Source organism: Halovenus anhuiensis (assembly GCF_037080055.1).
Classification (GTDB): domain Archaea; phylum Halobacteriota; class Halobacteria; order Halobacteriales; family Haloarculaceae; genus Halovenus.
This window is the reverse complement of sequence record NZ_JBAOJI010000007.1, coordinates 181,380-205,366: the sequence shown is the minus strand read 5'-3', so window position 1 is coordinate 205,366 and position 23,987 is coordinate 181,380. Positions and strand designations below refer to the sequence as shown.

The 23,987-nt window shown below is 62.6% G+C and carries 24 protein-coding genes; 16 read left to right on the top strand and 8 right to left on the bottom strand.

What is annotated here, in order from left to right; all coding sequences use genetic code 11:
- Positions 1–5: 5 nt before the first annotated feature.
- A complete protein-coding gene (locus V8P86_RS16005) occupies positions 6–434 on the top strand; it encodes a dCTP deaminase/dUTPase family protein (RefSeq protein ID WP_336328288.1) in 429 nt (142 codons plus the stop codon).
- A gap of 18 nt (positions 435–452) precedes the next feature.
- Here V8P86_RS16005 and V8P86_RS16000 read toward each other — a convergent pair whose 3' ends face one another.
- The 4 genes from V8P86_RS16000 to V8P86_RS15985 form a co-directional block, all read right to left on the bottom strand.
- Positions 453–2,843 carry a methyl-accepting chemotaxis protein gene (locus tag V8P86_RS16000; RefSeq protein ID WP_336328287.1) on the bottom strand — a complete coding sequence of 797 codons (2,391 nt, stop codon included), beginning with the start codon at positions 2,841–2,843 and terminating at the stop codon, positions 453–455.
- 128 nt (positions 2,844–2,971) lie between these two features.
- Positions 2,972–4,912 carry a hybrid sensor histidine kinase/response regulator gene (locus V8P86_RS15995; protein WP_336328286.1) on the bottom strand — a complete coding sequence of 647 codons (1,941 nt, stop codon included), beginning with the start codon at positions 4,910–4,912 and terminating at the stop codon, positions 2,972–2,974.
- 94 nt (positions 4,913–5,006) lie between these two features.
- Positions 5,007–5,393 (bottom strand): Zn-ribbon domain-containing OB-fold protein, encoded by a 387-nt coding sequence (locus V8P86_RS15990; RefSeq protein ID WP_336328285.1) that lies wholly within the window; start codon positions 5,391–5,393, stop codon positions 5,007–5,009.
- On the bottom strand, positions 5,390–6,544 hold the full coding sequence (locus V8P86_RS15985) for a thiolase family protein (RefSeq protein ID WP_336328284.1): 1,155 nt from the start codon (positions 6,542–6,544) through the stop codon (positions 5,390–5,392). Before V8P86_RS15985 ends, V8P86_RS15990 begins: the two co-directional genes overlap by 4 nt.
- A gap of 192 nt (positions 6,545–6,736) precedes the next feature.
- Here V8P86_RS15985 and V8P86_RS15980 point away from each other — a divergent pair, with 192 nt between their 5' ends.
- From V8P86_RS15980 to idsA3, 6 genes are all read left to right on the top strand, one after another.
- Positions 6,737–7,879 (top strand): ABC transporter ATP-binding protein, encoded by a 1,143-nt coding sequence (locus V8P86_RS15980; RefSeq protein ID WP_336328283.1) that lies wholly within the window; start codon positions 6,737–6,739, stop codon positions 7,877–7,879.
- 59 nt (positions 7,880–7,938) lie between these two features.
- Positions 7,939–8,928: a mevalonate kinase gene (gene mvk, locus V8P86_RS15975; protein WP_336328282.1), complete on the top strand. Its 990-nt coding sequence runs from the start codon at positions 7,939–7,941 to the stop codon at positions 8,926–8,928.
- Positions 8,925–9,665 carry an isopentenyl phosphate kinase gene (locus V8P86_RS15970; protein WP_336328281.1) on the top strand — a complete coding sequence of 247 codons (741 nt, stop codon included), beginning with the start codon at positions 8,925–8,927 and terminating at the stop codon, positions 9,663–9,665. Before mvk ends, V8P86_RS15970 begins: the two co-directional genes overlap by 4 nt.
- Before the next feature lie 56 nt (positions 9,666–9,721).
- Positions 9,722–10,582, top strand: coding sequence for a hypothetical protein (locus V8P86_RS15965; RefSeq protein ID WP_336328280.1), 861 nt, complete (start codon positions 9,722–9,724; stop codon positions 10,580–10,582).
- Between the two features lie 238 nt (positions 10,583–10,820).
- Complete coding sequence (locus V8P86_RS15960) at positions 10,821–12,167, top strand: RNase J family beta-CASP ribonuclease (protein WP_336328279.1); 1,347 nt, start codon at positions 10,821–10,823, stop codon at positions 12,165–12,167.
- Positions 12,168–12,169: 2 nt separating this feature from the next.
- Positions 12,170–13,204: a geranylfarnesyl diphosphate synthase gene (idsA3, locus tag V8P86_RS15955; protein ID WP_336328278.1), complete on the top strand. Its 1,035-nt coding sequence runs from the start codon at positions 12,170–12,172 to the stop codon at positions 13,202–13,204.
- A 24-nt stretch (positions 13,205–13,228) separates the two neighbouring features.
- Here the strand turns inward: idsA3 and V8P86_RS15950 are convergent, their stop codons facing one another.
- Positions 13,229–13,423: a DUF8029 family protein gene (locus V8P86_RS15950; RefSeq protein ID WP_336328277.1), complete on the bottom strand. Its 195-nt coding sequence runs from the start codon at positions 13,421–13,423 to the stop codon at positions 13,229–13,231.
- A 118-nt stretch (positions 13,424–13,541) separates the two neighbouring features.
- Here V8P86_RS15950 and V8P86_RS15945 point away from each other — a divergent pair, with 118 nt between their 5' ends.
- The 5 genes from V8P86_RS15945 to V8P86_RS15925 are packed head-to-tail and all read left to right on the top strand — an operon-like array spanning position 13,542 to position 17,411.
- Positions 13,542–14,381 (top strand): ABC transporter permease subunit, encoded by an 840-nt coding sequence (locus tag V8P86_RS15945; protein ID WP_336328276.1) that lies wholly within the window; start codon positions 13,542–13,544, stop codon positions 14,379–14,381.
- 40 nt (positions 14,382–14,421) lie between these two features.
- Complete coding sequence (locus V8P86_RS15940) at positions 14,422–15,156, top strand: phosphoglycolate phosphatase (RefSeq protein ID WP_336328275.1); 735 nt, start codon at positions 14,422–14,424, stop codon at positions 15,154–15,156.
- Positions 15,157–15,182: 26 nt separating this feature from the next.
- Positions 15,183–16,607, top strand: a complete 1,425-nt coding sequence (gene recJ, locus V8P86_RS15935; protein WP_442909413.1) for a RecJ family nuclease — start codon at positions 15,183–15,185, stop codon at positions 16,605–16,607.
- 52 nt (positions 16,608–16,659) lie between these two features.
- A complete protein-coding gene (locus tag V8P86_RS15930; RefSeq protein WP_336328273.1) occupies positions 16,660–16,980 on the top strand; it encodes a DUF5783 family protein in 321 nt (106 codons plus the stop codon).
- Between the two features lie 56 nt (positions 16,981–17,036).
- A complete protein-coding gene (locus V8P86_RS15925; RefSeq protein ID WP_336328272.1) occupies positions 17,037–17,411 on the top strand; it encodes a NifU family protein in 375 nt (124 codons plus the stop codon).
- Between the two features lie 63 nt (positions 17,412–17,474).
- On the opposite strand, the gene V8P86_RS15920 is transcribed toward V8P86_RS15925, so the two are convergent.
- The gene (locus V8P86_RS15920; protein WP_336328271.1) at positions 17,475–18,368 is read right to left on the bottom strand and encodes a ketopantoate reductase family protein; all 894 of its coding nucleotides are present in this window, start codon (positions 18,366–18,368) and stop codon (positions 17,475–17,477) included.
- A gap of 68 nt (positions 18,369–18,436) precedes the next feature.
- Positions 18,437–19,303 carry a M48 family metallopeptidase gene (locus V8P86_RS15915; protein WP_336328270.1) on the bottom strand — a complete coding sequence of 289 codons (867 nt, stop codon included), beginning with the start codon at positions 19,301–19,303 and terminating at the stop codon, positions 18,437–18,439.
- A 290-nt stretch (positions 19,304–19,593) separates the two neighbouring features.
- On the opposite strand from V8P86_RS15915, the gene V8P86_RS15910 reads away from it, so the two are divergent.
- The 4 genes from V8P86_RS15910 (at position 19,594) to V8P86_RS15895 (ending at position 23,017) form a co-directional block, all read left to right on the top strand.
- On the top strand, positions 19,594–21,438 hold the full coding sequence (locus tag V8P86_RS15910; RefSeq protein ID WP_336328269.1) for a multicopper oxidase family protein: 1,845 nt from the start codon (positions 19,594–19,596) through the stop codon (positions 21,436–21,438).
- Between the two features lie 85 nt (positions 21,439–21,523).
- Complete coding sequence (locus tag V8P86_RS15905; RefSeq protein ID WP_336328268.1) at positions 21,524–21,901, top strand: helix-turn-helix domain-containing protein; 378 nt, start codon at positions 21,524–21,526, stop codon at positions 21,899–21,901.
- Positions 21,898–22,173 (top strand): DUF7521 family protein, encoded by a 276-nt coding sequence (locus V8P86_RS15900; RefSeq protein WP_336328267.1) that lies wholly within the window; start codon positions 21,898–21,900, stop codon positions 22,171–22,173. Before V8P86_RS15905 ends, V8P86_RS15900 begins: the two co-directional genes overlap by 4 nt.
- A 178-nt stretch (positions 22,174–22,351) precedes the next feature.
- Entirely contained in the window at positions 22,352–23,017 is a 666-nt protein-coding gene (locus V8P86_RS15895) for a helix-turn-helix domain-containing protein (RefSeq protein ID WP_336328266.1), read from the top strand.
- A gap of 36 nt (positions 23,018–23,053) precedes the next feature.
- Here the strand turns inward: V8P86_RS15895 and V8P86_RS15890 are convergent, their stop codons facing one another.
- Complete coding sequence (locus V8P86_RS15890) at positions 23,054–23,914, bottom strand: hypothetical protein (RefSeq protein ID WP_336328265.1); 861 nt, start codon at positions 23,912–23,914, stop codon at positions 23,054–23,056.
- Between the last annotated feature and the right edge of the window lie 73 nt (positions 23,915–23,987).

Sequence of the window (23,987 nt, the reverse complement as noted above, 5' to 3'; positions counted from 1 at the left end):
CGAATATGGTCGAGTACGCGCAGTTTCTCGACGGTATCGTCCACGAACCGACGCAGACGGAAGGGCGGGGATTCGACCTGACGGTTTCGGAGGTGTACGAGATTACGGGACCCGGTCGCGTCGACTTCGGCGGCGGCGAACTCGAACCGGCAGAGACGACGCCACACGACAGCGAGAAACGCGACCCAGAGGACGACTACGAGTGGTGGCATCTCGACGCCGGACAGTATCTCATCGAATACAACGAATCGCTCACCGGGTCGGACATGGCGTTCACGGTGCAGACGCGGACGGACCTGCTCGAACGCGGAGCAGCACATCCGACACTGTCGGTGACGACGTTGCCTCGCGTGCCGCTGTCGGTCGGCGGAGCGGGATTCAGACTCAAAGAGAACGCTCGCGTGTCGACGCTCGTCACGGCCGAGCGGGCGTAGGGATTCGAGACGCCGGCGTCACTCCGGGCGGTCGCCGTCACCGCCGTCGCTGACTGCCGTGGGTTTCGAGTCGTCGGTCGCGGCCGACCCGACCTCGAACCGGTCGATTTTCGCCTGTAGCTGTTCGGCCTGCTCGGCGAGAGATTCGACGTTCGAGGTGACCTGTGTCATCGACGACGCCTGCTCTTCGGCGGCCGCCGAAACGTCTTCAGTGTTGTCGGCAGTCGTCGTGCTGATGTCGGCAACGTCGTCGATCATACTCACAACCTCCTCCGTGGTCTGTGCCTGATCGTTGGCTGCCTGGCTGATCTCTTGGACGCCGTCGTCCGTCTCGTCGACGTTCTCAGCGACCCTGACGAATGCGTCGACTGCCTCAGAGACCGAATCGGTCGTCTGCTCGACCTGCTGTTCGGCCGTTCGGATCTCCGCGACGGTCGTCTCGGTCTGCGCCTGGACCTCCTCGACGAGTTGTGCGACCTCGCCGGCGGAGTCCTGGGTCTCTCCGGCCAGTTGTTTGACCTCGTCGGCGACGACCGCAAAGCCGTCGCCGTCCCCGCCGTCGCCAGCGCGGGCGGCCTCGATGTTGGCGTTCAGCGCGAGCATATTCGTCTGCTCGGCAATTTCACCGATCAACTCGACGATATCGTCGATCTGATCCATCTGCTCGTCGAGTCGTTCGACGTTATCGACGGTCGTGGCCATGCGATCCTGCACCGTCTCCATCTCCTCGATTACCTCCTGAGCGGTCGCTTCACCCTCCGAGGCGACCGTCGCAGTCTCCTCGGACGTTCGAGCGACGGTCTGGGCAGTCGAGGCTGCTTCCTCGATGGTTGCAGAGAGGGTCGTCATCTCCTCGGAGACCTGCCGGAGTTTCGATCGCTGCTGATCGGCGCTGCCTGCGATCTCCTGAATCACTTCGCTGACCTCCTGACTTGCCTGTTTGACCTCCTGAGAGCCAGCGTTGGCTTCCTCGCTCGCGACTGCGACCTCCTGTGCGAACGACTGCAGATCCCGGATCGTCCGCTCCAGATCGGCCATCATCTCGTTGAACGAGTCTGCGATTTCGGCCAGTGCCTCGCTGTCGGTCCGGCTTTCGAGTCGCTGAGTGAGATCACCGTCCGCTGCTCGCTGCATCTGCGCTCCGAACCGGCTGGCCTCCTCCTGCAGTGCCTCGCTGAACTGCTCGGCCTGTTCTTTGGCCTCCCTGGCGTCCGCCTGTGCCTGCTCGGCCTCCCGTTTTGCGTCCTGTGCTTGCGAGGCCTGCCGGTCTGCTTTCTCGATCTGTTCGGTGAGTGAATCGCGAATGCGGGCCAGTAACTCCGAGAGTTCTCCAAATTCGTCGGCCCGTGAACGATCGATGTCGACATCGAGATTCTCCTGTTCAATCTCCTCGGCGTAGCCAGAGAGACGTTCGACAGTGTTCGAGATATCCCGCGAGACAACGGCACCGAGAGCAATTAGTCCGAGGGCGGATAGCACGATCAAGACGAGCAGATTCTGTCCCACATCGTCTGAGGTTGCGTAGACCGTACTCTCCGGCGCGGCGACGGCGACAGCCCAGTCTTTGTTTTCGAGGGCGACGGTCGTGACGAGCGCAGAATCAGCCTGCATCACATCCGTCTCGCCGACGGAAGCAGTCTCGACGCGGGACTCACCGGAAGCTAGCTCGTGGAAGGGCTGCAGTTCGTCGGCGAGGAAGTACTCGGTGAGAATCTGATCGAGTTCGGGTGCGAGGGTGACCAGCCCGGATCGCCGTGTGACGACTTCGATCACGCCGTCATCGACCGGCGACGTCAGCCGCTCGCTGCGCGCTTCCAGATTGACAGTGACGACGATGGCCTTATCTGGGTGGTCCGGCAGCGGGCTGACGAAGCCGAGTTCCTGCCGTCCCTGGTACTCGTATGGCTCGAACGAACGGACATCGGCGGGGCCTTCGAACTGATCCGAGGCGACGGCCCAGGAGCGATCCTGCCGGGAGATGACGATCCCTTCCTGCGAGGGATCCGTACTGACGACAATCTCGCCAGAATTCATATCGTAGAGATGTGCGGCCTGGGCCGAATCGGGAAACAGCGAGAGATCCTCGATCAAACTGCTCCGGATCTCCTCGTTCGATCCCTCGGCGTACACACTCTTGCTCGACATCGAGACGACATCACCGTTCATGTCGTCGATGAAGCTATCGAGTCCATCGGCTTCTCGCTCTGCGGAGGAGAGCATATTCTGTTCGGCCTGGTCTTCGACGCTGGCTGCGGTCTGTGTGTAGCCGACGAATCCGGCACCGAGCAACAGGACGGTAACGACGAGGACCAAGGCAGCGATCTTGAAGAGATATCTCCCGCGGAGAACGTCGTATCCACGGCGGAGGCGACTCGTCTTCGAGGCGTCTGGCGGAGTCTCATCGCTCATACGGAGACGCTGAATATGGGGGAGTAAGAAACTGACCGCTGAATTTTCGGTTTTGATACCGATGGATATTTATTGCGGAGATCGGTGCCGCCGAGTCTGGTTGCTGAGTCCCGTATCGGCAACCTGAGTTAGCTATCGAACTCGACGCCGGTGATCTCGAACCGCGCGCCGCCGTCGGAGCCGTCGGTCACCTCGATCGTCCAATCGTGAGCGTTGACGACCTGGTTCACGATCGATAGTCCGAAGCCAGTTCCGTCCGTCGAGGTCGAGTATCCGGTATCGAACACATCTTCCCGGTGCTCGTCGGGGATCCCCGGCCCGTCGTCTTCGACGTAGAATCCGTCGTCCAGTTCGCCCACGGTGACGGTTACGTCAGATTCGCCGTGTTCCGCGGCGTCCTCGGGAGCGTCAGCGACCGAGGGCTCGGAAGCCTCGCTTCCGGCGTCCTGACGAGTGTGCGAGTCAGGGCTCGTGGAGCCGTGCTCCACGGCGTCCTCGGAAGCTTCGCTTCCGGCGTTCTCCCAAGCCTGCGAGTCAGGGTTCGTGGAACCGTGCTCCACGGCGTTCCTGAACAAATTCTCGAACAGTTGACTCACTCGACTTCGGTCTCCTCGAATCGACCGTTGGGTGGCGGCCACAACCGTCGCCTCGGGAGTTTCGACGTTCCGCCAGCAGTCTTCGGTGATCGTTTCGAGATCGATCGAGACCACCTCGTCGATCTGGTCACCACTCCGTGCCAGTCGGAGCAGATCATCGAGTAGTTCCTCCATCCGGCCGAGTGCGGCTTCCGCATCGTCGAGATGGTCGCTGTCACACTCCGTCCGTGCGAGTTCGATCCGCCCGCTCGCGACTTTCAGCGGGTTCCGCAGGTCGTGGGAAACGACACCGGTAAACTCCTCCAGTCGCTGTTTCTCCTGTTCGAGTTCCTGTTCACGCTGTTTGCGTTCGTCGATATCGAGATGGATACCCACTGCACGGGCCGGATCACCCGCCTCGTCCCGTTCGACGACCCGGCCGATGTCACGGATCCACTTCCACTCGCCAGCAGCCGTCTGCATCCGGTATTCACTGTCGTAGTACTCCGTCTCTCCGTCGAGGTGGGCCTGTAACGTTTCCATCGCGTCGTCGAAGTCGTCCGGGTGGACGCGCTGTTCCCACGTGTCGAGAGTGGGATCGATCTCATCCAGCGAATAGCCGAGCATCTCCGCCCACTTCTCGTTGAACTGGACGTCGTCGGTCCGCGTATCCCAGTCCCAGACGCCGATATTCGCCCCCTCGACTGCGAGTTCGAGACGCGCCGTCGTCTCTTCGAGTTGCTTGCGCTGTTGCTCGCGGTCGGTAATATCTCGAACGGTACAGACCAGTTCCCCACTGTCGGTCATCGAGAGGGCATGGTCTTCGATGAACGTGCTGCCGTCCGCCCGGAGCCCTGTCGTCTTTCCCTGCCAGTTGCCCGTCTCCTTCACCTCCGGAATAATTTCGTTGTATCCCCTCGGGACATCCTCGTCGGGGTAGATCAGCTCCCAGTGTTCGCCGATCATCTCCTCTGGGTCGTAACCGTAGAGGTCGGCGTACGCCTCGTTCACGTATCTGAACCGTCCGTCATCGAGGATCGCGATCCCTTCCTGTGACGTTTCGATCGCGTCGAGGTGTCGCTGGCGCTCACGCTGGGCAGTAAACGCCTCGACGGCGTTCTGGATCCGGTTGGCCAACACGGCGTACTGGCTCGTTCCGGATTCTTTCTGAAGGTAGTCGGTGACACCCGCCGAGATAGCATCGCTCGCAATCTCCTCGGAGCCTTTCCCGGTGAACAAAATGAAGGGAAGTCCGGGACACTCCTCGCGGACGGCTTCGAGGAACTCGATGCCGTTCTGGTCGGGCATGTCGTAATCGGAGATGATACAGTCCACGTGGTTTTCCGTGACGTAATCGAGGGCCTCACTCGCGGCGGTCGCCGTCTCGACAACGAACTGCTCGTTTTCACGTTCGAGAAACGTCGCGGCCATCTCCGCGAAGTCTGGTTCGTCGTCCACGTGGAGAACGTGGACGGTATCTGAGAGCACGTTCATGTTGTCGTCGATTTCTAGGGATGTAGTTGAGCCATTCACATAAGTATTCGACCGGAAAACGAGGACGACGAGGCCAACAGATCGCCAGTTTCTGCTACTGTTTGACCGGTTCGAACCGATAGCCGCTCCACGATTGGGTCTCCCTGACTCGGATGCCGGCGTCGGGATCCCGGAGTTCGTCGACGAAAATCGGTTCGACGGTATCGCCGATGCTGACTTCGTCTGTGGTGCCGCCGATGACTCGAACCGATCGATCTCCGAGCGTGAATTCAACTATCGCGAGCGTATTCGGTTCGCGAACACCGGTCGGTGATGCGCCGACTGTCGTCCACGTCAGGACTTCACCCTCGCGATCAGAGAGGTCCACGGTGTCGGTCTGTGCCTCGCCGCAGTCGGGACAGCGGGCGTGGTCCGGGTAGGTCAGGTGGCCGTTCGGACACTCGTAGGCGAGCAGGCCGTCGTCCGCCGTACGTCCGCTCATGCTGATCCCTCCTCGAAGATGGCGGTCGTGACGCAGTTGCCAAAGCCGCCGACGTTGCAGGTCAGGCCACGGGACGCCTCGACCTGCCGGTCGCCAGCCTCGCCGAGTAACTGCTCGTAGATTTCGACGGCCTGTGCAACGCCGGTTGCACCGAGTGGATGACCGCGGGCCTTCAACCCGCCGGAGGTATTGACCGGCAACTCACCGTCGCGCTGGGTTTTCCCTTCGACGGCGAACCGCCAGCCCTCGCCTCGCTCTGCGAAGCCGAGCGCCTCCAGTTCCAGCGGTTCGAGCAGTGTGACCATATCGTGTAGTTCCATCACGTCGATATCGCTCTGCTCGCAGTCGGCCATCTCGAAGGCCTGCCGGCCGCTCTCGGCGACTGCACCCATCCACGTCGGATCCTCGCGCTCGTGGACGACGTGCGTGTCGCTCGCGCCGGCGACGCCGGTCAGTTCGACGTACTCGTCGGTGTACTGCTCGGCGACCGAGACTGGACAGAACAGCAGCGCCGCGCTGCCGTCGGTCACTGGACAGTAATCGTAGAGTCGAAGCGGGTCGGCGACGACGGGGCTGTCCATCGCCTCGTCGACGGTGATCTCTTTGTGGAACTGCGCTCTCGGGTTGTCGACAGCGTTGCCGTGGTTCTTGACCGCGACTTCGGCGAGACTATCACGGGGCACGTCGAAGCGGTCGAGATAGCGCCGCGCGGTGAGTCCGGCAAACGAGGGCAGCGTGACGCCGTGGCTGTACTCGACCGGATGCGTGAGCGAGGCGATGATATCCGAAGAGTCGCCGGTCGTCGTGTGCGTCATCTTCTCGCCGCCGACCAGCAGTGTCATCTCGCTCGCCCCGGACGCGATCGATTGCCAGGCGGCGTACAACCCGGCACCGCCGGAGGCGGAGGTCTGGCCGACTCGCTGTGCGTACGCGGGCGTGGCACCGATGTCGGCAGCGAGGGCGTTCATCACGCCGGTTCGGCCCTCGAACTCGCCGCTGGCCATGTTCGAGACGTAGAGGTGCTCGACATCTTCCGGGGTCGCTCCTGTGCTATCGAGACAGTCCAGCGCGGCCTCGGCGAGCAGTTCCTGAATCCACGCGTCGCGCTCGCCGAAGTCGGTCATCGATGCGGAAAGTACTGCAACGTCCATATCCACACCTCTCATCCCGGGATTGTGTCGGTTTCGGTGGGGCGACGGGAGTGCGAGGCTTTGAGAACAACCGATAGATACTTTTGGTTCGCCTAAAAAGATCAGGTAGATAATGCGTCTCTGGACTCACGTCGGAGGATTATTGCGTCGTCGTGGCCGACTGTGTCGTGACAGAGACGGGATCTGTTGACAATGTCTGGACAGAAACTCGATCAACGCGTTCGGACTAACCAGCCGGCAATCGGCTGGCACACCGACGAGGAGACGACAACCGGCGAGACGGTACTGGAACTCGACGGGCTAACCCGGGAGTACGGTATCGAAACGGCCGTCGAGGAGTTCTCGCTATCGGTCGATCGGGGCGAGTTGCTGACGCTTCTGGGTCCGTCGGGGTGTGGCAAGACGACCACGCTTCGGATGATCGCCGGACTCGAACAGCCGACCGGCGGAGAGGTGCGAATTGCCGGTGAGACAGTCGCCGACGGCAGTTCGGCTGTCCCACCGGAGGAGCGAAACGTCGGGCTGGTCTTCCAAGAGTTTGCGCTCTTTCCGCACCTGACAGTCGGCGAGAACATCACCTTCGGGATCGACGACTGGGAGTCCGAAGAGCAGCAACAGCGACTCGACGAACTGCTGGCACTGGTCGACCTCGACGAACACCGCGATAAGTACCCGGAGGCACTCTCCGGCGGCCAGCAGCAGCGAGTCGCGCTGGCCCGGTCGCTGGCTCCGGAGCCGGATATTCTCTTGCTCGACGAGCCGTTCTCGAATCTCGACGTTCGCCTGCGGATCGACATGCGACAGGAAGTCCGGCGGATTCTCAAAGAAGCCGGTGTGACCGCCATCTCGGTGACTCACGATCAGGAGGAGGCGCTGTCGATTTCGGACCGCGTGGCGATCATGAACGACGGTCACCTCGAACAGGTCGGCAAGCCCGAACTGGTCTTCGAGAACCCCGAGTCACGGTTCGTGGCGAGTTTCCTCGGTCGGGCGAGTTTCCTCACCGGCCGGGTCCGTGGTGACACGGTCGAGACGGAACTCGAACAACTCGAAACGGCACAGCTCAACGGTCCTGTCGACGCCTACGACGGCGCACAGATCGACATTCTCGTTCGTCCGGACGATCTCGAAGCCCTCCCCGCCAACGAGACGATGGCCGACGGCGAAATCGTCCACCGCCAGTACAACGGCCCGAACTTCGTCTACGGTGTCGAACTGGAGGGGGAAACCACCCTTCGCTGTCTCCACAACCACGTCGAAACATTCGAGCACGGCCAGCCAGTCAGCATCTCGATCACCGCCGACCACGAACTCGCGTGGTATCCGACCGAGTAGGGATACGTCTCGTTTCTGAAACCGACATCTAAAACACCGTCCCCCACACAGAGACAGGTATGGTCACAGCCAGCGCCCCCGGCAAAGTGTATCTCTTCGGGGAGCATGCGGTCGTCTACGGCGAGCCCGCGGTCCCGTGTGCGATCGAACTGCGGGCGGAGGTCACCGTCAACGAACGCGAGGAAGGACTGCGCGTCCAGGCGAACGATCTCTCGCTCGACGGCTTCGCAGTCGAGTACGACGGTGACGCCTCGGGCCGGCCAGATATCGATGTCTCGGATTCGCTGGTCGAGGCGGCGATGGGCTACGTCAACGAGGCAATCGCACAGGTCGAAGACGCCGCCGGCGTCGAGGGAACGGGCTTCGAGGTGCAGATCGACAGCGAGATTCCCCTCGGTGCGGGACTCGGCTCCTCGGCGGCCGTCGCCGTCGCGGCAATCGAGGCCGGCACGCGCGAACTCGGCGTCGAACTCTCCGCCGAAGAGATCGCAGAACGTGCCTACCGGGTCGAACACGAGGTACAGGACGGGCAGGCCTCGCGGGCGGACACGTTCTGCTCGGCCATGGGCGGGGCCGTCCGCGTCGAGGGCGACGACTGCCGACAGGTCGGGACGCCGGATCTCCCCTTCGTCATCGGTTACGACGGCGGCGCCGGCGATACCGGCGCACTCGTCGCCGGCGTCCGGGAGTTGCGCGAGGAGTACGACTTCGCCGCCGATACGGTCGAGGCGATCGGCGATATCGTCCGAAGTGGCGAACAAGCGCTTGCGGACGGGAACGTCGAGGAACTGGGCGAGTTGATGAACTTCAATCACGGCCTGCTCTCGGCACTGGGCGTCTCTTCGCGCTCACTCGACGCGATGGTCTGGGCGGCCCGCGACGCCGGGGCAACGGGCGCGAAACTGACCGGCGCGGGCGGCGGTGGCTGTATCGTCGCACTCGACGACTCGCCGGAGACGATCACCGCACTGGAATACACACCGGGCTGTGAGCAGGCCCTGCGCGCCCAACTCGACGGCGAGGGGGTCCGCGTCGAGGAGGACAGATGACGACGATTCTCAAACTCGGCGGGAGCGTTATCACCGAGAAAGATCAGCCAGAGACGGTCGACGAGGAGAATCTTGCCCGGACGGCGGCGGCCATCGGCGAGTACGTCGCCGAGGGCGGTGAGATCGTCGTCGTCCACGGCGGGGGTAGTTTCGGCCACCACCACGCCGCCGAACACGGCGTCTCGCGGGCAGACGGGAGCCACGACGGTGCTGGACTGCTCGCCATCCATCGGGCGATGGGTCGGTTGACCGATGCGGTGCTGGATGCGCTGGCCGAAGAAGGGGTCGATCCCCTTCCTGTCCGGCCTCTGTCGGCCGGTTTTCGAGCCGGAGATGGAACCGTCACGCTCGCCGAGGGGAGCGTGCGGACGATGCTCTCGGAAGGGTTCGTGCCCGTGCTCAACGGCGACGTGATCGCACACGCCGGCCGTGGCGGGACGATCATCAGCGGCGATACGATCGTCGTCTCGCTGGCCGAGTCGCTGGCGGCCGACCGGGTCGGTCTCTGCTCGACGGTGCCGGGTGTGCTCGACGATGACGGCGACGTGATCGACGAGATCGAGTCCTTCGAGGCCGTGGCGAGCGTGCTCGGTGCCAGCGAGTCGACGGATGTCACCGGCGGGATGGCCGCGAAAGTACAGCGGTTGCTCGAACTCGACACACCGGCCTCGATTTTTGATCCCGACGCGCTGGCGGCATTTCTCGAGACGGGACGGGCGGGAACGGTCGTCAGGTGAGTTGCCGGACACGGTCTGCCGAAATGCATTTACGCGATTCAGACATTGCCCACGGTATGGCCACCACATCGTTTTCAGAGAGTTTCAAATACGGCAGCCGACTGTTCGGGCTCTTTTTGTTCATTCTGCTGATTGGTGGCGGCGCGCTCGCCGGCGGTGTTGCGCTCGCTGTGCCCGAGATTCAGACGTGGCGGGGCACCGGATCGGCGGAGACGGCGTTCATCGCCGGCGGCCTCGTCCTCGGCGTCCTCGGACTCAGCATCCTCATCATCGGGCAGTTTGCCATCATCTACAAGCTAATCGCCGACGGTGTCTCGAAAGGCAACGCCGATCCGGCCGTCGAGTTCACCGAGGCTGCTGATTCGGCCGACGACGAAGAAGCTGAACAGCCCGCGGAACCCGCCGCGGAGGGGGCGGTCGCTGCCGATGCCGCCGACCAGCCGGCAGAGCCACCCAAAGCACAACAGGAGCCCCAACAACAGCAACCAGAGCCGGCCGCAGAACCACAACAGCAGCCGGAGCCGCCCACGGACCCACAGCAACAGGAACCACCTACGGACCCACAGCACCCCCCTCAAGAGCCGGAGCCACCGGCGGAACCGCAGCCCGCAGCAGAGGCCGAGTCCACGCAGTCCGACCAAGAGAGTCCGCCCGCGGAGACAGAGCCGCCGGAGCAACAGCCAGCACAGACGACAGCCCAACAACAGGAACAACCCGACGACGGAACGGGTCGTGAGCAGACCGCCGAGGAGATCGTCTTCGGGAGCAACGAGGAGACGACAGAGGAGCCGTCAGAGACGGAGAAGGCCGAAGAAACGGGTGATTTCGAGTTCGAGGACGAAGAGAATCGCGAAAACGTCGAAACGGCTGGCAATTCGAGTTCTGATCCGTTAGCCGATAATTTCGACGACGAATAAGGACAGACCAACCGACGTTCTTTTTAGGCTTGCGGTACGACTTCCGCGTATCCGAGCGAACGGTCGCCACGGGGAAACGGGCGACCGGCGCACCGCCACCGACGACGGCTTCGGCTATTGGCCGAGTCGTCCGACGGCGGTCGACCGACAGTGTCGGGACCACCGGACAGCCGGTTAGTCGGCTGTGTTCGTGGTTGCCGGTCCGCCCGAGCGTGGCGATCGCCTCGGCGTGATCACTATGGAAATCGAAATCGCAACGATTGGCGGATACGAAGAGGTTGGGCGACAGATGACGGCCGTACGCGCGGGCGATGACGTCGTCGTCTTCGACATGGGTCTCAACCTCTCGAAGGTATTGATCCACGACAACGTGGAAACAGAGCGGATGCACTCGCTGGATCTGATCGACATGGGTGCGATCCCGGACGATCGGATCATGTCCGAGTTGGAGGGTGACGTAAAGGCCATCGTGCCGACACACGGCCACCTCGACCACATCGGCGCAATCTCGAAGTTGGCCCACCGGTACGACGCGCCGGTCGTCGCGACGCCGTACACGATTGAACTCGTCAAACAGCAGATTCAGGGCGAAGAGAAGTTCGGCGTCCAGAACGATCTTGTGAAGATGGAAGCCGGCGAGACGATGTCCATCGGCGACAAGAACGAACTCGAGTTCGTCAACGTCACCCACTCGATCATCGACGCGATCAACCCGGTTCTTCACACCCCGGAAGGCGCAATCGTCTACGGACTCGACAAACGGATGGACCACACGCCGGTCATCGGCGACCCAATCGATATGGAGCGGTTCCGCGAGATCGGCCGCGAGGACAACGGTGTCCTCTGTTACATCGAGGACTGTACGAACGCCGGCAAGAAGGGCCGAACGCCCTCTGAGTCCGTCGCACGACGCCACCTCAAGGACGTGATGACCAGCATCGAGGACTACGACGGCGGAATCGTCGCGACGACGTTCTCCTCACACATCGCCCGAGTGAAGTCACTGGTCGAGTTCGCCGACGATATCGGCCGTCAGCCCGTGCTGCTCGGTCGATCGATGGAGAAGTACTCCGGCACCGCAGAACGACTCGACTTCGTCGACTTCCCGGATGATCTGGGAATGTACGGTCACCGGAAGTCCGTCGATCGGACATTCAAACGGGTCATGAACGAGGGCAAGGAGAACTTCCTGCCCATCGTCACCGGCCATCAGGGTGAACCGCGCGCGATGCTCACCCGGATGGGTCGTGGCGAGACGCCGTACGAACTAGAAGACGGTGACAAGGTGCTGTTCTCGGCCCGGGTCATTCCGGAACCGATGAACGAGGGCCAGCGGTACCAGTCCGAGAAACTGCTCGGGATGCAGGGCGCTCGGATCTACGACGATATCCACGTCTCGGGCCACCTGAACCGGGAGGGTCACTACGAGATGCTGGACGCGCTGCAGCCACAGAACGTCATTCCGGCCCACCAAGACATGAGTGGCTTCGCCGACTACGTCAACCTTGCAGAGAATCAGGGCTACAAGGTCGGCCGTGACCTGCACGTGACCCGCAACGGGAACCTGATTACGCTGGTTGAGTGAATATGTCTCGCCAGCAGGCAGTTGAGGCCGCGCTCGAAGGGCGACGACGGCTGGTCAACGACGCGATCGGAGAGGATCTGCCGATCGAGAAACCGGAACGGCTCTACGAGGCCTCCCGGTATCTGCTCGAAGCCGGCGGCAAACGGCTTCGCCCGACCATCTTGCTGCTCGCTGCGGAGTCGCTCGCAGATATCGAACCGCAGTCGAGAAACTACCGGGAGTTTCCCGCGACCGACGGCAGCGCTATCGATATCATGGCGGCCGCGGTCAGCATCGAGATCATCCAGTCGTTTACGCTCATCCACGACGATATCATGGACGACGACGACATGCGGCGCGGCGTCCCGGCGGTCCACCGGGAGTACGACCTCTCGACGGCGATTCTCGCCGGCGACACGCTGTACTCGAAGGCCTTCGAGAACATGCTCGAAACCGGCGCACCGGCCGAACGCTCCGTGCGGGCGCTGTCGGAGTTGGCGACGACCTGCACGGAGATCTGTGAGGGCCAGTCACTCGACATCGAGTTCGAGAAGCGGGCTGCTGTCACGCCCGACGAGTATCTCGGCATGGTCGAGTTGAAGACGGCGGTGTTGTACGCTGCAGCGGCGAGCATCCCCGCAGTTCTCCTCGGATATGACGACGCAGTCGACCCACTGCACAGCTACGGGCTAGACGTGGGTCGGGCCTTCCAGATTCAGGACGATCTGCTGGACCTGACGACCCCCACGGAGAAACTGGGCAAACAGCGCGGCAGCGACCTCGTCGAAGGCAAGCGGACGATCATCACCGTCCACGCCCGCGATCAGGGCGTCGACATCGACAACCTCGTCACTGCCGAGACTGTCGAAGACGTGACGGAGGCCGAAATCGACGACGCGGTCGCCAGACTGGAGGAGGCCGGCAGCATCGAGTACGCACGCTCGACGGCCCAGCGACTGGTCGACAGTGGAAAATCACATCTCCAGACCCTCCCCGACAACGAGGCCCACGACCTGCTCGACGATATCGCCGACTACCTCATCGAGCGGGAGTACTGACTGCGAACTCGGCAGTCGGTCTTTTTAGAACGGATTCGGTCCCGGCGTGCCGATACCGAGCGCGCCAAGCAGCCAGAGCACGCCGAGGACGATTGCTGCGATGACGATCAGTCGCCACGCCAGCGCGAAGACGACCCGAAGGATGAGAAGCACCAGCAGGATCACGACGAGCGCCGAGACGAGAAAGCCGAGCGGGCCGATGAACAGCGGGGGAACCATACAGGCAAATACCCGAGGTGCCTGTAAGTCGCTTGTGGCCGGCCGAGATAGTGCAGGCCCGTTTCCCGCTCTGAAACGCGACGAGCGGTTCTTGTTCGACTGTTGAAAAGCATCGGCCGTGAGCCTCCGCGTTGTCGCAAAGAAAGAGTTTCTGGATACTCATCGCTCGTATACCCTCGCCATTACGACGGCGTTGTTCGTCGTTTGGGCTGGCTTCCTGGCAGCGATCCAGTGGGTACCGACCTTCTTCCGCGACAGCGATCTGTCGACGAGCACGCTGGCGGTGATGAACTCCATGCAACAGTCTGCGGTGTTTTTCGTCCCGTTGATCGGGCTGATGCTCGGCCACGCCGCTATCGTCGACGACCGACAGAGCGGGAGCTTCAAACTCATGCTCAGTCTCCCGCATAGCAGAGCCGACTTCGTCTACGGAAAATTCCTCGGACGGACGGCCGTGCTCTCGGTTGCAGTCCTGTTCGGATACGGCACTGCGACGATCATCGCACTGCTCACCTACAGTTCGTTTTCGCTTCGAATCGTCGTCCTGTACACCCTGTTGACGCTGTTGTACGGCGCGGTGTACGTCGCAGTTGGGATCGGCGTCTCTGTAGTGACAGCGTCCAGAACGAGAGCACTCGCCATCGCGACGGTACTGTACGGTCTGTTCCTGTTGTTCTGGGACGTATTCCTACTCTTGTTGCAACTTGCGACCGTGGGGTCGGAAGTTCCAGACAACGGCCTCCCCGACTGGATCGAGTTCGTCGGACTGCTCAATCCGTCGACAGCCTTCCCGTATGCGGCACGAGCACTCGTTCCCGAGTTCGCAGAGATCACGCTGCTCCCGAAACCGAGTGCGGTCTATCTCCAGAACTGGCTCGGGTTCGTCGTTCTGGCAGCCTGGCTCGTCGGTCCGCTGACGATCGGGTATCTCCGGTTCGAGCGGATCGATCTCGGTTGAGAGCCGACACCGAAAAGACCGCCGCCGAACAACGCACTGTATGGATTTTCAGGAGACACTGGAACTCGCTGCGACCCTCCCCGAGACGCTCGGTCCGCTGGTGGCCGATATCGACGGCACCCTCACCGACGACCAGCGGGCACTCGACCCACGCGTGTTGCCGGTCTTACGCGGGTGGCCCGCGCCTGTCGTCGTCGCGACGGGGAAAGCGATGCCGTACCCAGTTGCGCTCTGTGAGTTTCTCGGCCTCGATGCGAACGTCATCGCCGAGAACGGCGGCGTCGCGCTCGCCGGCAGAGCGGGGACACTGCGATTTACCGGCGACCGCGAGGCGGCGATGGCGGTCGTCGAGGAGTACCGCGACCGCGGGTACAGCCTCGGCTGGGGAAAGGCGGATCTCGTGAACCGGTGGCGGGAGACCGAAATCGCTGTCAGTCGTGATTCGCCACTGGAGCCGCTGCGGGAAATCGCCCAGGAACACGGCCTCGTCGTCGTCGATACGGGCTACGCCTATCACGTCAAATCTCCCGAGCAGAGCAAGGGTCGCGCGCTCGGGGTCCTCGCCGAGGAACTCGGATTCGCGCCGGCGGACTGTCTGGCAATCGGAGACTCGATCAACGACGTTTCGACGTTCGAGCGTGCCGGCCAGAGCGTCGCCGTCGCCAACGCCGACGAGGACGCGAAGGCGGCGGCCGATCACGTCACTGCGGCTGGATTCGGCGACGGATTTCTCGAAGCGGTTTCGTGGTTCAGCGAGCGAGAGCCGGAAGTTTAAGAGCGATACCGCTCCAATCAGTGGGTATGCCGGTTCCGGAACTCGACGAGCGCGCGCGGTCGTGTGCGAGTCGGCTGCTCGAAAGCGACCGCGTACTGCTGGCCTCGCACATCGACGCAGATGGACTGACCAGCGCCGCTATCGCCTCACAGGCGCTCGAACGAGCCGGACTCGACCACGAAGTCGTCTTCAAGAACCAGCTCGACGAGACCGAAATAGCCAGTATCGCCGCCCGCGAGTTCGACACGGTTCTGTTCACAGACTTCGGGAGCGGCCAGCTGGACGACATCACGAAACACGAGCGCGCAGGCGATTTCGAACCGATTATCGCCGACCACCACCAGCCCGCGGACGCAGAGACCGAATATCACCTGAATCCCCTGCTCGAAGGAATAGACGGAGCGTCGGAACTCTCCGGGGCGGGGGCGAGTTACCTGCTCGCTCGCGCGCTGGCCGAGGAGGGCGAGCAGGCGAACGACAACCGCGATCTGGCCGGGCTGGCGGTCGTCGGAGCAGTCGGCGATATGCAGGCCGTCGACGGCGAACTCGTCGGCGCGAACCGGGCCATCGTGGAGGACGGCAGCGAGGCGGGCGTCCTCGAAGAGGGCCAGGATATCGCAATCTACGGCAAACAGACCCGCCCACTCCCGAAGCTACTCGAATACGCGACCGACGTGCGGATTCCCGGCATCACCAACAACGAGCAGGGCGCGGTCGGCTTTCTGGAGGATCTCTCGGTCGAACTCAAGACGCCCGACGGCGACGAGGAGTGGCGCAGGTGGGTCGATCTGACCGACGACGAAAAACAGACCGTCGTCAGCGCACTGCTGCAGCGCGCACTCGAACGCGGCGTCTCCCCGGGCAAAGCTGAGCGACTTGTCGGGACCACCTACACGCTGACCGACGAACAACCAGGAACGACTCTTAGAGATGCCAGTGAGTTCTCGACGCTTCTGAATGCGACTGCGCGCTACGAGCGCGCCGATGTCGGCCTGGCGGTCTGTCTCGGCGACCGAGGTAAGGCCTTCGAGCAGGCGCGACAACTGCTGGAAACCCATCGCCGAAATCTCTCTGAGGGGCTCGAACAGGTCAAAGAGCAGGGCGTCGAGACGGCCGAGCACTTTCAGTATTTCGACGCCGGCGACGACATTCGAGAGACCATCGTCGGCATCGTCGCCGGGATGGCACTGGGCGTCGACGGCGTCGACGGAAGCCAGCCGATCATCGCCTTCGCTCGCAAGAACGACGAAGAACTGAAAGTCTCCGCCCGCGGCACTGGTCGCCTCGTCGGGCAGGGATTGGATCTCTCGGCCGTGATGGGCGAGGCGTCCCGCGCAGTCGGTGGCGACGGCGGCGGCCACGACATCGCTGCCGGTGCGACGATTCCTGACGAGAAACGCGAGGAGTTCGTCGACCACGCCGACGAACTCGTCGGCACACAGGTCGGCTGAGACAGAGAGAGAAGCAGTAAGGATTTGCCCGTCGACAGCCAACCCTTCGGACATGGCAGAGTTCGATCCCGAGAAATTCGAGGACAAGTACCAGCACTACTTCCCGGAGCTCCAGCGGGCGTACAAGCAGGCGTTCGAGACGATGAACGACCGGTACGACTCGGAGTTGATCCACGCCATCGATCAGCACGTACTGGCCGAAAGCGAGCCGTTCTACGAGGGCGACGGCGAGTTTCGGATCGAACTCCCCGAGGATATCGACGAACGACTCACCGGTGTTCTCGTCGACGACGAGAAGCTCACGACGATCATGAGCACCTACGAAGACGAAATCGAGGACGAACTGCGATCGGTCTTCGGGCTCGAAGCCTGACGACGAACGTGTGAGACCCAAAGCCTAAGCCCACCCGATACGTATCAGAGTGTACAATGAGCACTGAGACTGAGGATCAGGACCCCGAGGACGAGCTTCGAGAGCGGATCACGAACTTCCTGCGTCGGAACTTCCCGCAGATTCAGATGCACGGCGGTAGCGCGGCGATTCAGGATCTCGACCGCGAGGAGGGAACGGTGTCGATTCAGCTGGGCGGTGCCTGTTCCGGCTGTGGCATCTCCCCGATGACGATTCAGGCAATCAAGACCCGAATGACCAAGGAAATCCCCGAGATCGAGGAAGTCCACGCCGACACCGGCATGGGCGGCAACGAGGGGATGGCCGGCGGTGCCGGCGGCATGGAGCCTTCCTTCCCGGGAGAAGGAACTGGTGACGCCGACAGCGACGAAGGCCCCGAAGCCCCGTTCTAACTCCGACGCTTTGTCTTTTGTTTTCCAGTCCCCGTAGCGACGCGTTCGGCGGTTAGCAGCCTGTCAGCGAAGGCCCTGCTCCTGTTCCCACGCACGGAGCAGTGCAGTGAGCGTTTCGTTCGTCGGGACAGGTGTGTCGTCGCCGGCCATCTCGATGACGTAGCCATTGATCGCGTCGATTTCGGTTCTGGCCGTGCCGAGCACGTCTTGCTGCATCGAGGAGGTGTTATCAGCGGTCGCGTCGGCGACTGCTCGGGTCCGTCGAACTGCCTGCTCGTCGGTCAGGTCGAGTCCCTGCTGTCGGGCGACCCGGGCCGTTTCCCGTGCGGCCTCGGCTGCGACGGATGCCACCGGACCGTCGAGCAGCGAGCCGTTGGGAATCCGGGCCAGCGCCGTCGTCGCGTTGATTCCAGCATTGACTGCCAGTTTCGACCAGAGTTTGCGCGGCATCTCCGTCGAGGACTCGGCGACGAGTCCGGCGTCTGTAAACGCCTCGGTGACTCGATCCGCGAGTGCTGACTTGCCGCCGTCGCGTGGGCCGAGCACGATATCACCGATTCCGGTACACTCGACCGTCCCGGGGTCGCCCCGGCGCGCGCCGTAGGTGCACGTGCCCGCGAGGACCGGGCAGTCGAGGGCTTCAGCGAGGAGTTCTTCGTTGCCCATCCCGTTCTGCAGGGAGAGCACACCGTCGAGCGAGCACTCCGCGAGTGCCTCGGCGGCCTCGGCGGTGTCGAAGCTCTTGACGGTCACGACCCCGAGTTCGGCCGCTTCGGGGGGCGTCGTGGTCGCCGCCGGATGTGTCGTCGTCTCGATTGCCCCGCTTATTCGGAGGCCGTCGCGCTCGATCACGGAGACGTGGGGTTCGCGACCGACGAGCATGACGCTGTGTTCGCTGGCAAGGACGCCCCCGATTAGCGTGCCGAGGCTGCCGGCACCGAAAACGCAGATCTGCATTAGCGGCTACTCCGGGAGCCAGCGCAAAAACGTCAGCGAACAAAACCGGAAAACGGGGATCGAGCGGTTCAGTAGCCGACGGTCTGCGAACGGAGCCGTTCGATTCGTTTCTCCGTCGGCGGGTGCGTCGAGAAGATCTTCTGGAGGAAACTGCCGCTAGAGCCGAAGATACACAGGGCGTTGACGGTTTCTTCGCCTTTCATCTCCTTGCCCTGTGCGCCGGAACTGATCTTTTCCAGCGCCCGGGCCATCGCGTCGGGGTTGCGGGTGAACGTCGCGGCGTCTTCGTCGGCGACGTACTCCCGGTAGCGGGAGATGGCCATCACGAAGATCATCACGATCATCTGGGCGATAGTGCCGACGAACATCGCGAAGATGTATGTGCCGATGTTGCGCTCGCCGCCGAGGATCACTGCCCACTGGGCGACGATTCCGATCATCGAGGCGATGGACTGCCCCAGCACCATGATGACCACGTCGCGGTTTTTGATGTGCGCGAGTTCGTGGGCGACGACGCCTTCGAGTTCGTCGTGGTCGAGCAACTGGATGATCTCTTTGGAGACGACCACGACGCCTGCGCCCTTCCGGCCGACGGCGAAGGCGTTCGGCACGCCCATCTCCGCGACCATCAGTCGGGGCTTGTCGATATCCATCTCACGACAGAGTTGTTCTGTCGACTGATGGATCCGGGCGTAATCGTATCTGCCCTGGCTCTGCTCGGGCATGTCCTCGGCCCCGACGCTGCGCAGTGCCATCCACTTGCCGAACTTGTACTGGAAGCCCACGAAGCCGACACTACCGAGCAATAGGAGGGCGAGGACGGTCGTTCCGGTACCGAACGTCCACATAACTGCTGCGGCCAGCGCTGCGTAGAAGCCAAAGAGGATGCTTCCCGCGATTGCCATCCGCAGTTTGAGTCCGTTGTGTCCTACCATCGTCCTGTACTTAGAGATGGACGCTAAAAAAGTAAGTGTTTGTAGATGTGTCGTTCACACACAAACCGGGACAGGCTCTCTTCTCACCGGTGATTTCGAGCCCATCACCGCAGAAACAGCCACCTACTGACAGCGAACTGTCGTTGGCAGCGACCCGTCGAAACCATCCAGAGCCGTTGCTCCCGACCGGCCCAAGTGAATAAATACTCCAGAGCACTATGGGTCGCAGTCCCAGTGATTGGGACCACGCAGACCCCTCATACCGCGGGCATTCTTATATACGAGCTGGAATGAGCGACCGATACCCCTCCCCGAGAGACCGGATAACACGGCGGAAACTCCTCCTCGCGACGGGAGGAGCTAGTGCGCTGGCCATCGCGGGCTGTACGGGCCAGCCAGCGGAAACCACTTCGGACAGTGATACGCCGGACGGGGACGACCCGGATGCCCGGGGAGATGCTGGTCCGACCGGTCACAGGTCGCCCGACCTCGACCGATGGGTCGACGAACTCCCCCGTCCCGCGACGGTCGAACCGACCGGGACCAAAGACGGCCAGCCGTACTACGAGATCGAGATGCGCGAGACCGAGCAGAAACTCCACCGCGACCTGCCGGCGACGACTGTCTGGGGGTACGAGGGGCTGTTCCCCGGACCGACGATCGAAGCCGAGCAGGGTGAGCCCATCTACGTCAAGTGGCAGAACAAACTTCCCGACGAGCATCTCCTCCCCGTCGACTCGACGATCCACGACGACGTCATCCCCTACGACATCGACGGCGTTCGGACGGTGACTCACCTCCACGGCGGAAACGTCGACGACGCCAGCGACGGGCCGGCACGGGGCTGGTTTACCCGCGACTTCGCCGAGACGGGGCCGAACTTCGAGAGAGAAGACTACTACTACGCGAACGATCAGCCGCCAGCAACGCTGTGGTACCACGATCACGCCCTCGGCATCACGCGGCTGAACGTCTACGCGGGCCTCGCGGGATTCTATCTCCTGCGCAACGATCACGAGCGCAGCCTCGATCTGCCCAGCGGCGAGTACGAGATCCCGCTCGTCTTCCAGGACCGGAAGTTCAACGAGGATGGCTCGATGTACTATCCGACCGGCGAGAACCTGGATAGCGACGAGGACCTTCCCGACCCGAGCATCGTCCCGCAGTTTTACGGCGACGTGTCGACAGTCAACGGGAAGGCCTGGCCCCGCCTCTCCGTCGAACCGCGACAGTACCGCTTCAGGATGCTCAACGGCGCGAACAGTCGGTACTACCGGCTCAAACTGCTGACGTACGACGAGCAGTCCGGCGAAACGGGCGAAGACGGGCCCGCTTTCGTCCAGATCGGCACCGACGGCGGACTGTTCTCGGAACCGGTCGAGCACGACGAGCGTCTCGAACTCGGCTCCGCACAGCGGGCCGACGTGCTCGTCGATTTCAGCGAGTACGCGGGCGAGACGCTGTTGGTCCACAACGACGCGCCGGCGAGGTACCGCGGCCAGCCCAGAGCGGAGGCTGACGAGGTCGAACCGCTCCCAGAACTCATGCTGATCGACGTGGCGGAGGACGGAAGCAGTGAACAGAGCAATCAGCTCCCGGAGACGCTGACGCGGATGCCCGAGATGTCCCTCGAAGAGGTCGACACCGAGCGGTATCTGCCGCTGTTACAGAGTTCGGACGAGTACAGGCGGCCGCTATTCCTGATCGGATCGGAGGACAACCAGTCAGGCAACAAACTCACTGATCCGGCGACGGAGACGCCGACGGTTGGCGACACCGAACTCTGGAGCATTCCCAACTTCACGGGGATGTCGCACCCGATGCATCTCCACCTCGTTCACTTCCAGGTCCTCGGCCGCCAGTCGGCCGGCTACGATCCAAGCGAGGGAATCGATCTCGACTCGCTCGAACCGCCGAAACCGTCCGAGCAGGGCTGGCACGACGTCGTCTCCGTCGATCCGGGCGAGGTCGTGCACATCCTCGTCCACTTCGGCGAGTACGACGGCCTGTTCAACGACCAGACCGGCGAATACATGTGGCACTGCCACATGATCGAACACGAGGACCACGATATGATGCGACCGCTGAACGTCCAGCCAGCCGAGGATGCGGACGAGGAGGCGACCACCGAATAGTCCGGGCACCGCGGCGGGACACTCCGACAGCACCGATTCCGAGATGCGAAGCAGAGAATATCTCCAGAGAAATAAGACACTAACAATGGGAGACAGTCACGCGTCGTCGGGCGACGAACCGACGTGCCAGGAGGTACTCGATGCACTGGACGACCCCGACTGTCGCGCTATCCTCCGGGAGACGATCGAACCTATGACCGCAAACGAACTCATCGACGCCTGTGAGATTCCGAAATCGACGCTGTACCGAAAGCTGGAATTACTCAGTACTGCCTCACTACTGCGCGAGCAAGAGACAGTCAACCCCGACGGCGGACGAGTCACTCGCTACGAGCGCTCCTTCGAGGACGTTACGATCTCTCTCGACGACGCCGGCGAGTTCTCGGTCCAGATCGAGCGAGTTGCCCAGACGACAGACAAACGCCTCGCAGATATCTGGTCGATGATGGGTGAGGAGCTATGAGTGAAATTGCGACGGCGATTGCAGTCATCAAGACGGTGATCCTCCTGCTCGGCGGCGGAATCACCTACATCGCGGTGAAAGCCTATCGTCGGACCGGCGAAAAATCGCTCCGTGCGCTGAGCATCGGCTTCGGTATCATCACGCTCGGAGCGGTCGTCTCCGGCGTTGCGAATCAGCTACTGTCGGTCTCGCTGGAAATTGGCGTCTTCATCAACAGCATCTTCGTCGCGCTCGGTCTCGCCGTCATCCTCTACTCGCTGTATATCCAGTGAGACGCAGAGAGAACGTGCGGCCCGACTCCCATCCCGGCGGCACCCGTGACCACATCGGGCGTACCGCACATATAAAACATATAAACCACCCCCGAACACCTGCCTGCCAATATACTTTTAGGGTTGCCTAAAACAATTGTGTGAGATCACGGCCGCAGTTGGCCGCTCACGGAGAACAATGCCATACGCACACCTCTCGATCACGGTCCCGGAAGATGTCTGGCTCAGTGAACTGTCCCAGGAGTACCCGCAGATCCGATTTCGGATCCACGCAGCGACGGCCAACGACGAGACGGGCGTTGCTCGGCTCGAACTGCTGGGTGCCGACGTCGAGGCGGTCTGTGAGCAACTGGAGACCTACGAGGCAGTGACCGGCGTCGTCGTGACCGACCGCGACCCCCAGCGGTGCCGTCTGCAGATCGAAACGACAGTGCCGGTACTGTTGAACGCGATTCAGACCGCGGGCATTCCGCTGGATTTCCCGCTCGAACTCAGCGACGGGGTTCTGGAACTCGAAACGACGGTCCCGCAGGCGAAGCTCTCGACGCTCGGCGACACACTCGATTCGTTCGGCATCTCCTACACCGTCGAGCGGATTCAGCAGGAAACTGAGAGTGAAGAGCCATTGTTGACCGACCGCCAGGAGTGGCTGCTGCAGGAAGCCGTCGAGCAGGGGTACTACGACACGCCCCGTCGGATTACCCTCGTCGAACTGGCCGAGGAGGCCGGCATCGCCAAGTCGACCTGTAGCGAGATTCTCCACCGCGCAGAGGGACAGGTTCTCAAGGAGTTCCTCGACGGCGACGCCGACCAGCACCCCCGCCTCTCGGTGACGGCAGACTGAACGTCGGTCGCCTCCGATCCGAAGGATCGCTCGCGATCAGGATCGAACAGCGAGTTCGCCGGAGGGAAACTGCGCGATTTCGGCCGTGGTGGCGTGGGGATCGAACGCCGTGACTGCGAACGCCTGCCAGAGGATTCGCTCGGGATACGGGCGAGCCGCGATGTCGATACCGACCGCGGAGGCGAGTCGGTCGTGATCGAGTTCGCCACGGGCTGTCGGCACTTCGAGGGGGTTCGGTATCTCTGCGAGGTCGAGTCCGAACGGGGGGAACAGGCAGTACTCCTCGCCCGGATGGTAGATGGTCCGCCGGCCAGGGAACCGGACAGTGAGTTCCGGTGTCGCCGAGATGGCCGATCCGTATTCGGTCTCGACGACTCGCCGTGAGAGTTCGATCCTCTCGCGGTCGCCAGCCGTGATCCGAGCAGACTCGCCATCGAGGGCCAGTTCGACCGCCTCGTCGGAGGCCCGACGGAGTTCGACAGTCGGCGGCGAGCACTCGGAGACGAGGGCAGTCTTCGAGTCACCGACTATCGTTCCGTCGACGACCAGTTCGTCTCCCTCAGGAGTCGACTGAGTGAGGGAGAGTGTGTGCGACGAGTCCGCCGTCAGCGCCGCGAGTTCGTGCGTCGTCGCACAGACGCCAGTCCACCTCTCGGGGCGGGGAAAGACATCTGGGAAACGACGGCGCCAGTAGAACACACGGTGTTCGGTGTCGGACTCGTACGGAATCGAGTCGGGGAAGAACTGGTCGCCGAGACAGGTCGGTTCGAGTATCGGATATTCGAGTTTGCACTCGACGTACGGCCCCGTCCAGACCAGCGGCGCGTCCAGCCGATCCGCCGGCAACGGTCGCCACTCGACCGTCGCGGTGTTCTCGGTCGCGACCCCATTGCTCATACTCGACGTTCGGTCACCGCGGACATGGCTCTGCGGGCGAAGATCTTCGACACGAGAAACTTGGGCACGACCG

Coding starts and splice junctions, on each gene's coding strand:
- V8P86_RS15905 (WP_336328268.1), top strand. CDS start 21,524: ATGGGAGACAGTCACGCGTCGTCGGGCGACGAACCGACGTGCCAGGAG.
- V8P86_RS16005 (WP_336328288.1), top strand. CDS start 6: ATGGTCGAGTACGCGCAGTTTCTCGACGGTATCGTCCACGAACCGACG.
- V8P86_RS15960 (WP_336328279.1), top strand. CDS start 10,821: ATGGAAATCGAAATCGCAACGATTGGCGGATACGAAGAGGTTGGGCGA.
- V8P86_RS15890 (WP_336328265.1), bottom strand. CDS start 23,914: ATGAGCAATGGGGTCGCGACCGAGAACACCGCGACGGTCGAGTGGCGA.
- V8P86_RS15920 (WP_336328271.1), bottom strand. CDS start 18,368: ATGCAGATCTGCGTTTTCGGTGCCGGCAGCCTCGGCACGCTAATCGGG.
- V8P86_RS15915 (WP_336328270.1), bottom strand. CDS start 19,303: ATGGTAGGACACAACGGACTCAAACTGCGGATGGCAATCGCGGGAAGC.
- V8P86_RS15895 (WP_336328266.1), top strand. CDS start 22,352: ATGCCATACGCACACCTCTCGATCACGGTCCCGGAAGATGTCTGGCTC.
- V8P86_RS15900 (WP_336328267.1), top strand. CDS start 21,898: ATGAGTGAAATTGCGACGGCGATTGCAGTCATCAAGACGGTGATCCTC.
- V8P86_RS16000 (WP_336328287.1), bottom strand. CDS start 2,843: ATGAGCGATGAGACTCCGCCAGACGCCTCGAAGACGAGTCGCCTCCGC.
- mvk (WP_336328282.1), top strand. CDS start 7,939: ATGGTCACAGCCAGCGCCCCCGGCAAAGTGTATCTCTTCGGGGAGCAT.
- V8P86_RS15925 (WP_336328272.1), top strand. CDS start 17,037: ATGAGCACTGAGACTGAGGATCAGGACCCCGAGGACGAGCTTCGAGAG.
- V8P86_RS15940 (WP_336328275.1), top strand. CDS start 14,422: ATGGATTTTCAGGAGACACTGGAACTCGCTGCGACCCTCCCCGAGACG.
- idsA3 (WP_336328278.1), top strand. CDS start 12,170: ATGTCTCGCCAGCAGGCAGTTGAGGCCGCGCTCGAAGGGCGACGACGG.
- V8P86_RS15970 (WP_336328281.1), top strand. CDS start 8,925: ATGACGACGATTCTCAAACTCGGCGGGAGCGTTATCACCGAGAAAGAT.
- V8P86_RS15930 (WP_336328273.1), top strand. CDS start 16,660: ATGGCAGAGTTCGATCCCGAGAAATTCGAGGACAAGTACCAGCACTAC.
- V8P86_RS15985 (WP_336328284.1), bottom strand. CDS start 6,544: ATGGACGTTGCAGTACTTTCCGCATCGATGACCGACTTCGGCGAGCGC.
- recJ (WP_442909413.1), top strand. CDS start 15,183: ATGCCGGTTCCGGAACTCGACGAGCGCGCGCGGTCGTGTGCGAGTCGG.
- V8P86_RS15995 (WP_336328286.1), bottom strand. CDS start 4,912: ATGAACGTGCTCTCAGATACCGTCCACGTTCTCCACGTGGACGACGAA.
- V8P86_RS15950 (WP_336328277.1), bottom strand. CDS start 13,423: ATGGTTCCCCCGCTGTTCATCGGCCCGCTCGGCTTTCTCGTCTCGGCG.
- V8P86_RS15990 (WP_336328285.1), bottom strand. CDS start 5,393: ATGAGCGGACGTACGGCGGACGACGGCCTGCTCGCCTACGAGTGTCCG.
- V8P86_RS15965 (WP_336328280.1), top strand. CDS start 9,722: ATGGCCACCACATCGTTTTCAGAGAGTTTCAAATACGGCAGCCGACTG.
- V8P86_RS15910 (WP_336328269.1), top strand. CDS start 19,594: ATGAGCGACCGATACCCCTCCCCGAGAGACCGGATAACACGGCGGAAA.
- V8P86_RS15980 (WP_336328283.1), top strand. CDS start 6,737: ATGTCTGGACAGAAACTCGATCAACGCGTTCGGACTAACCAGCCGGCA.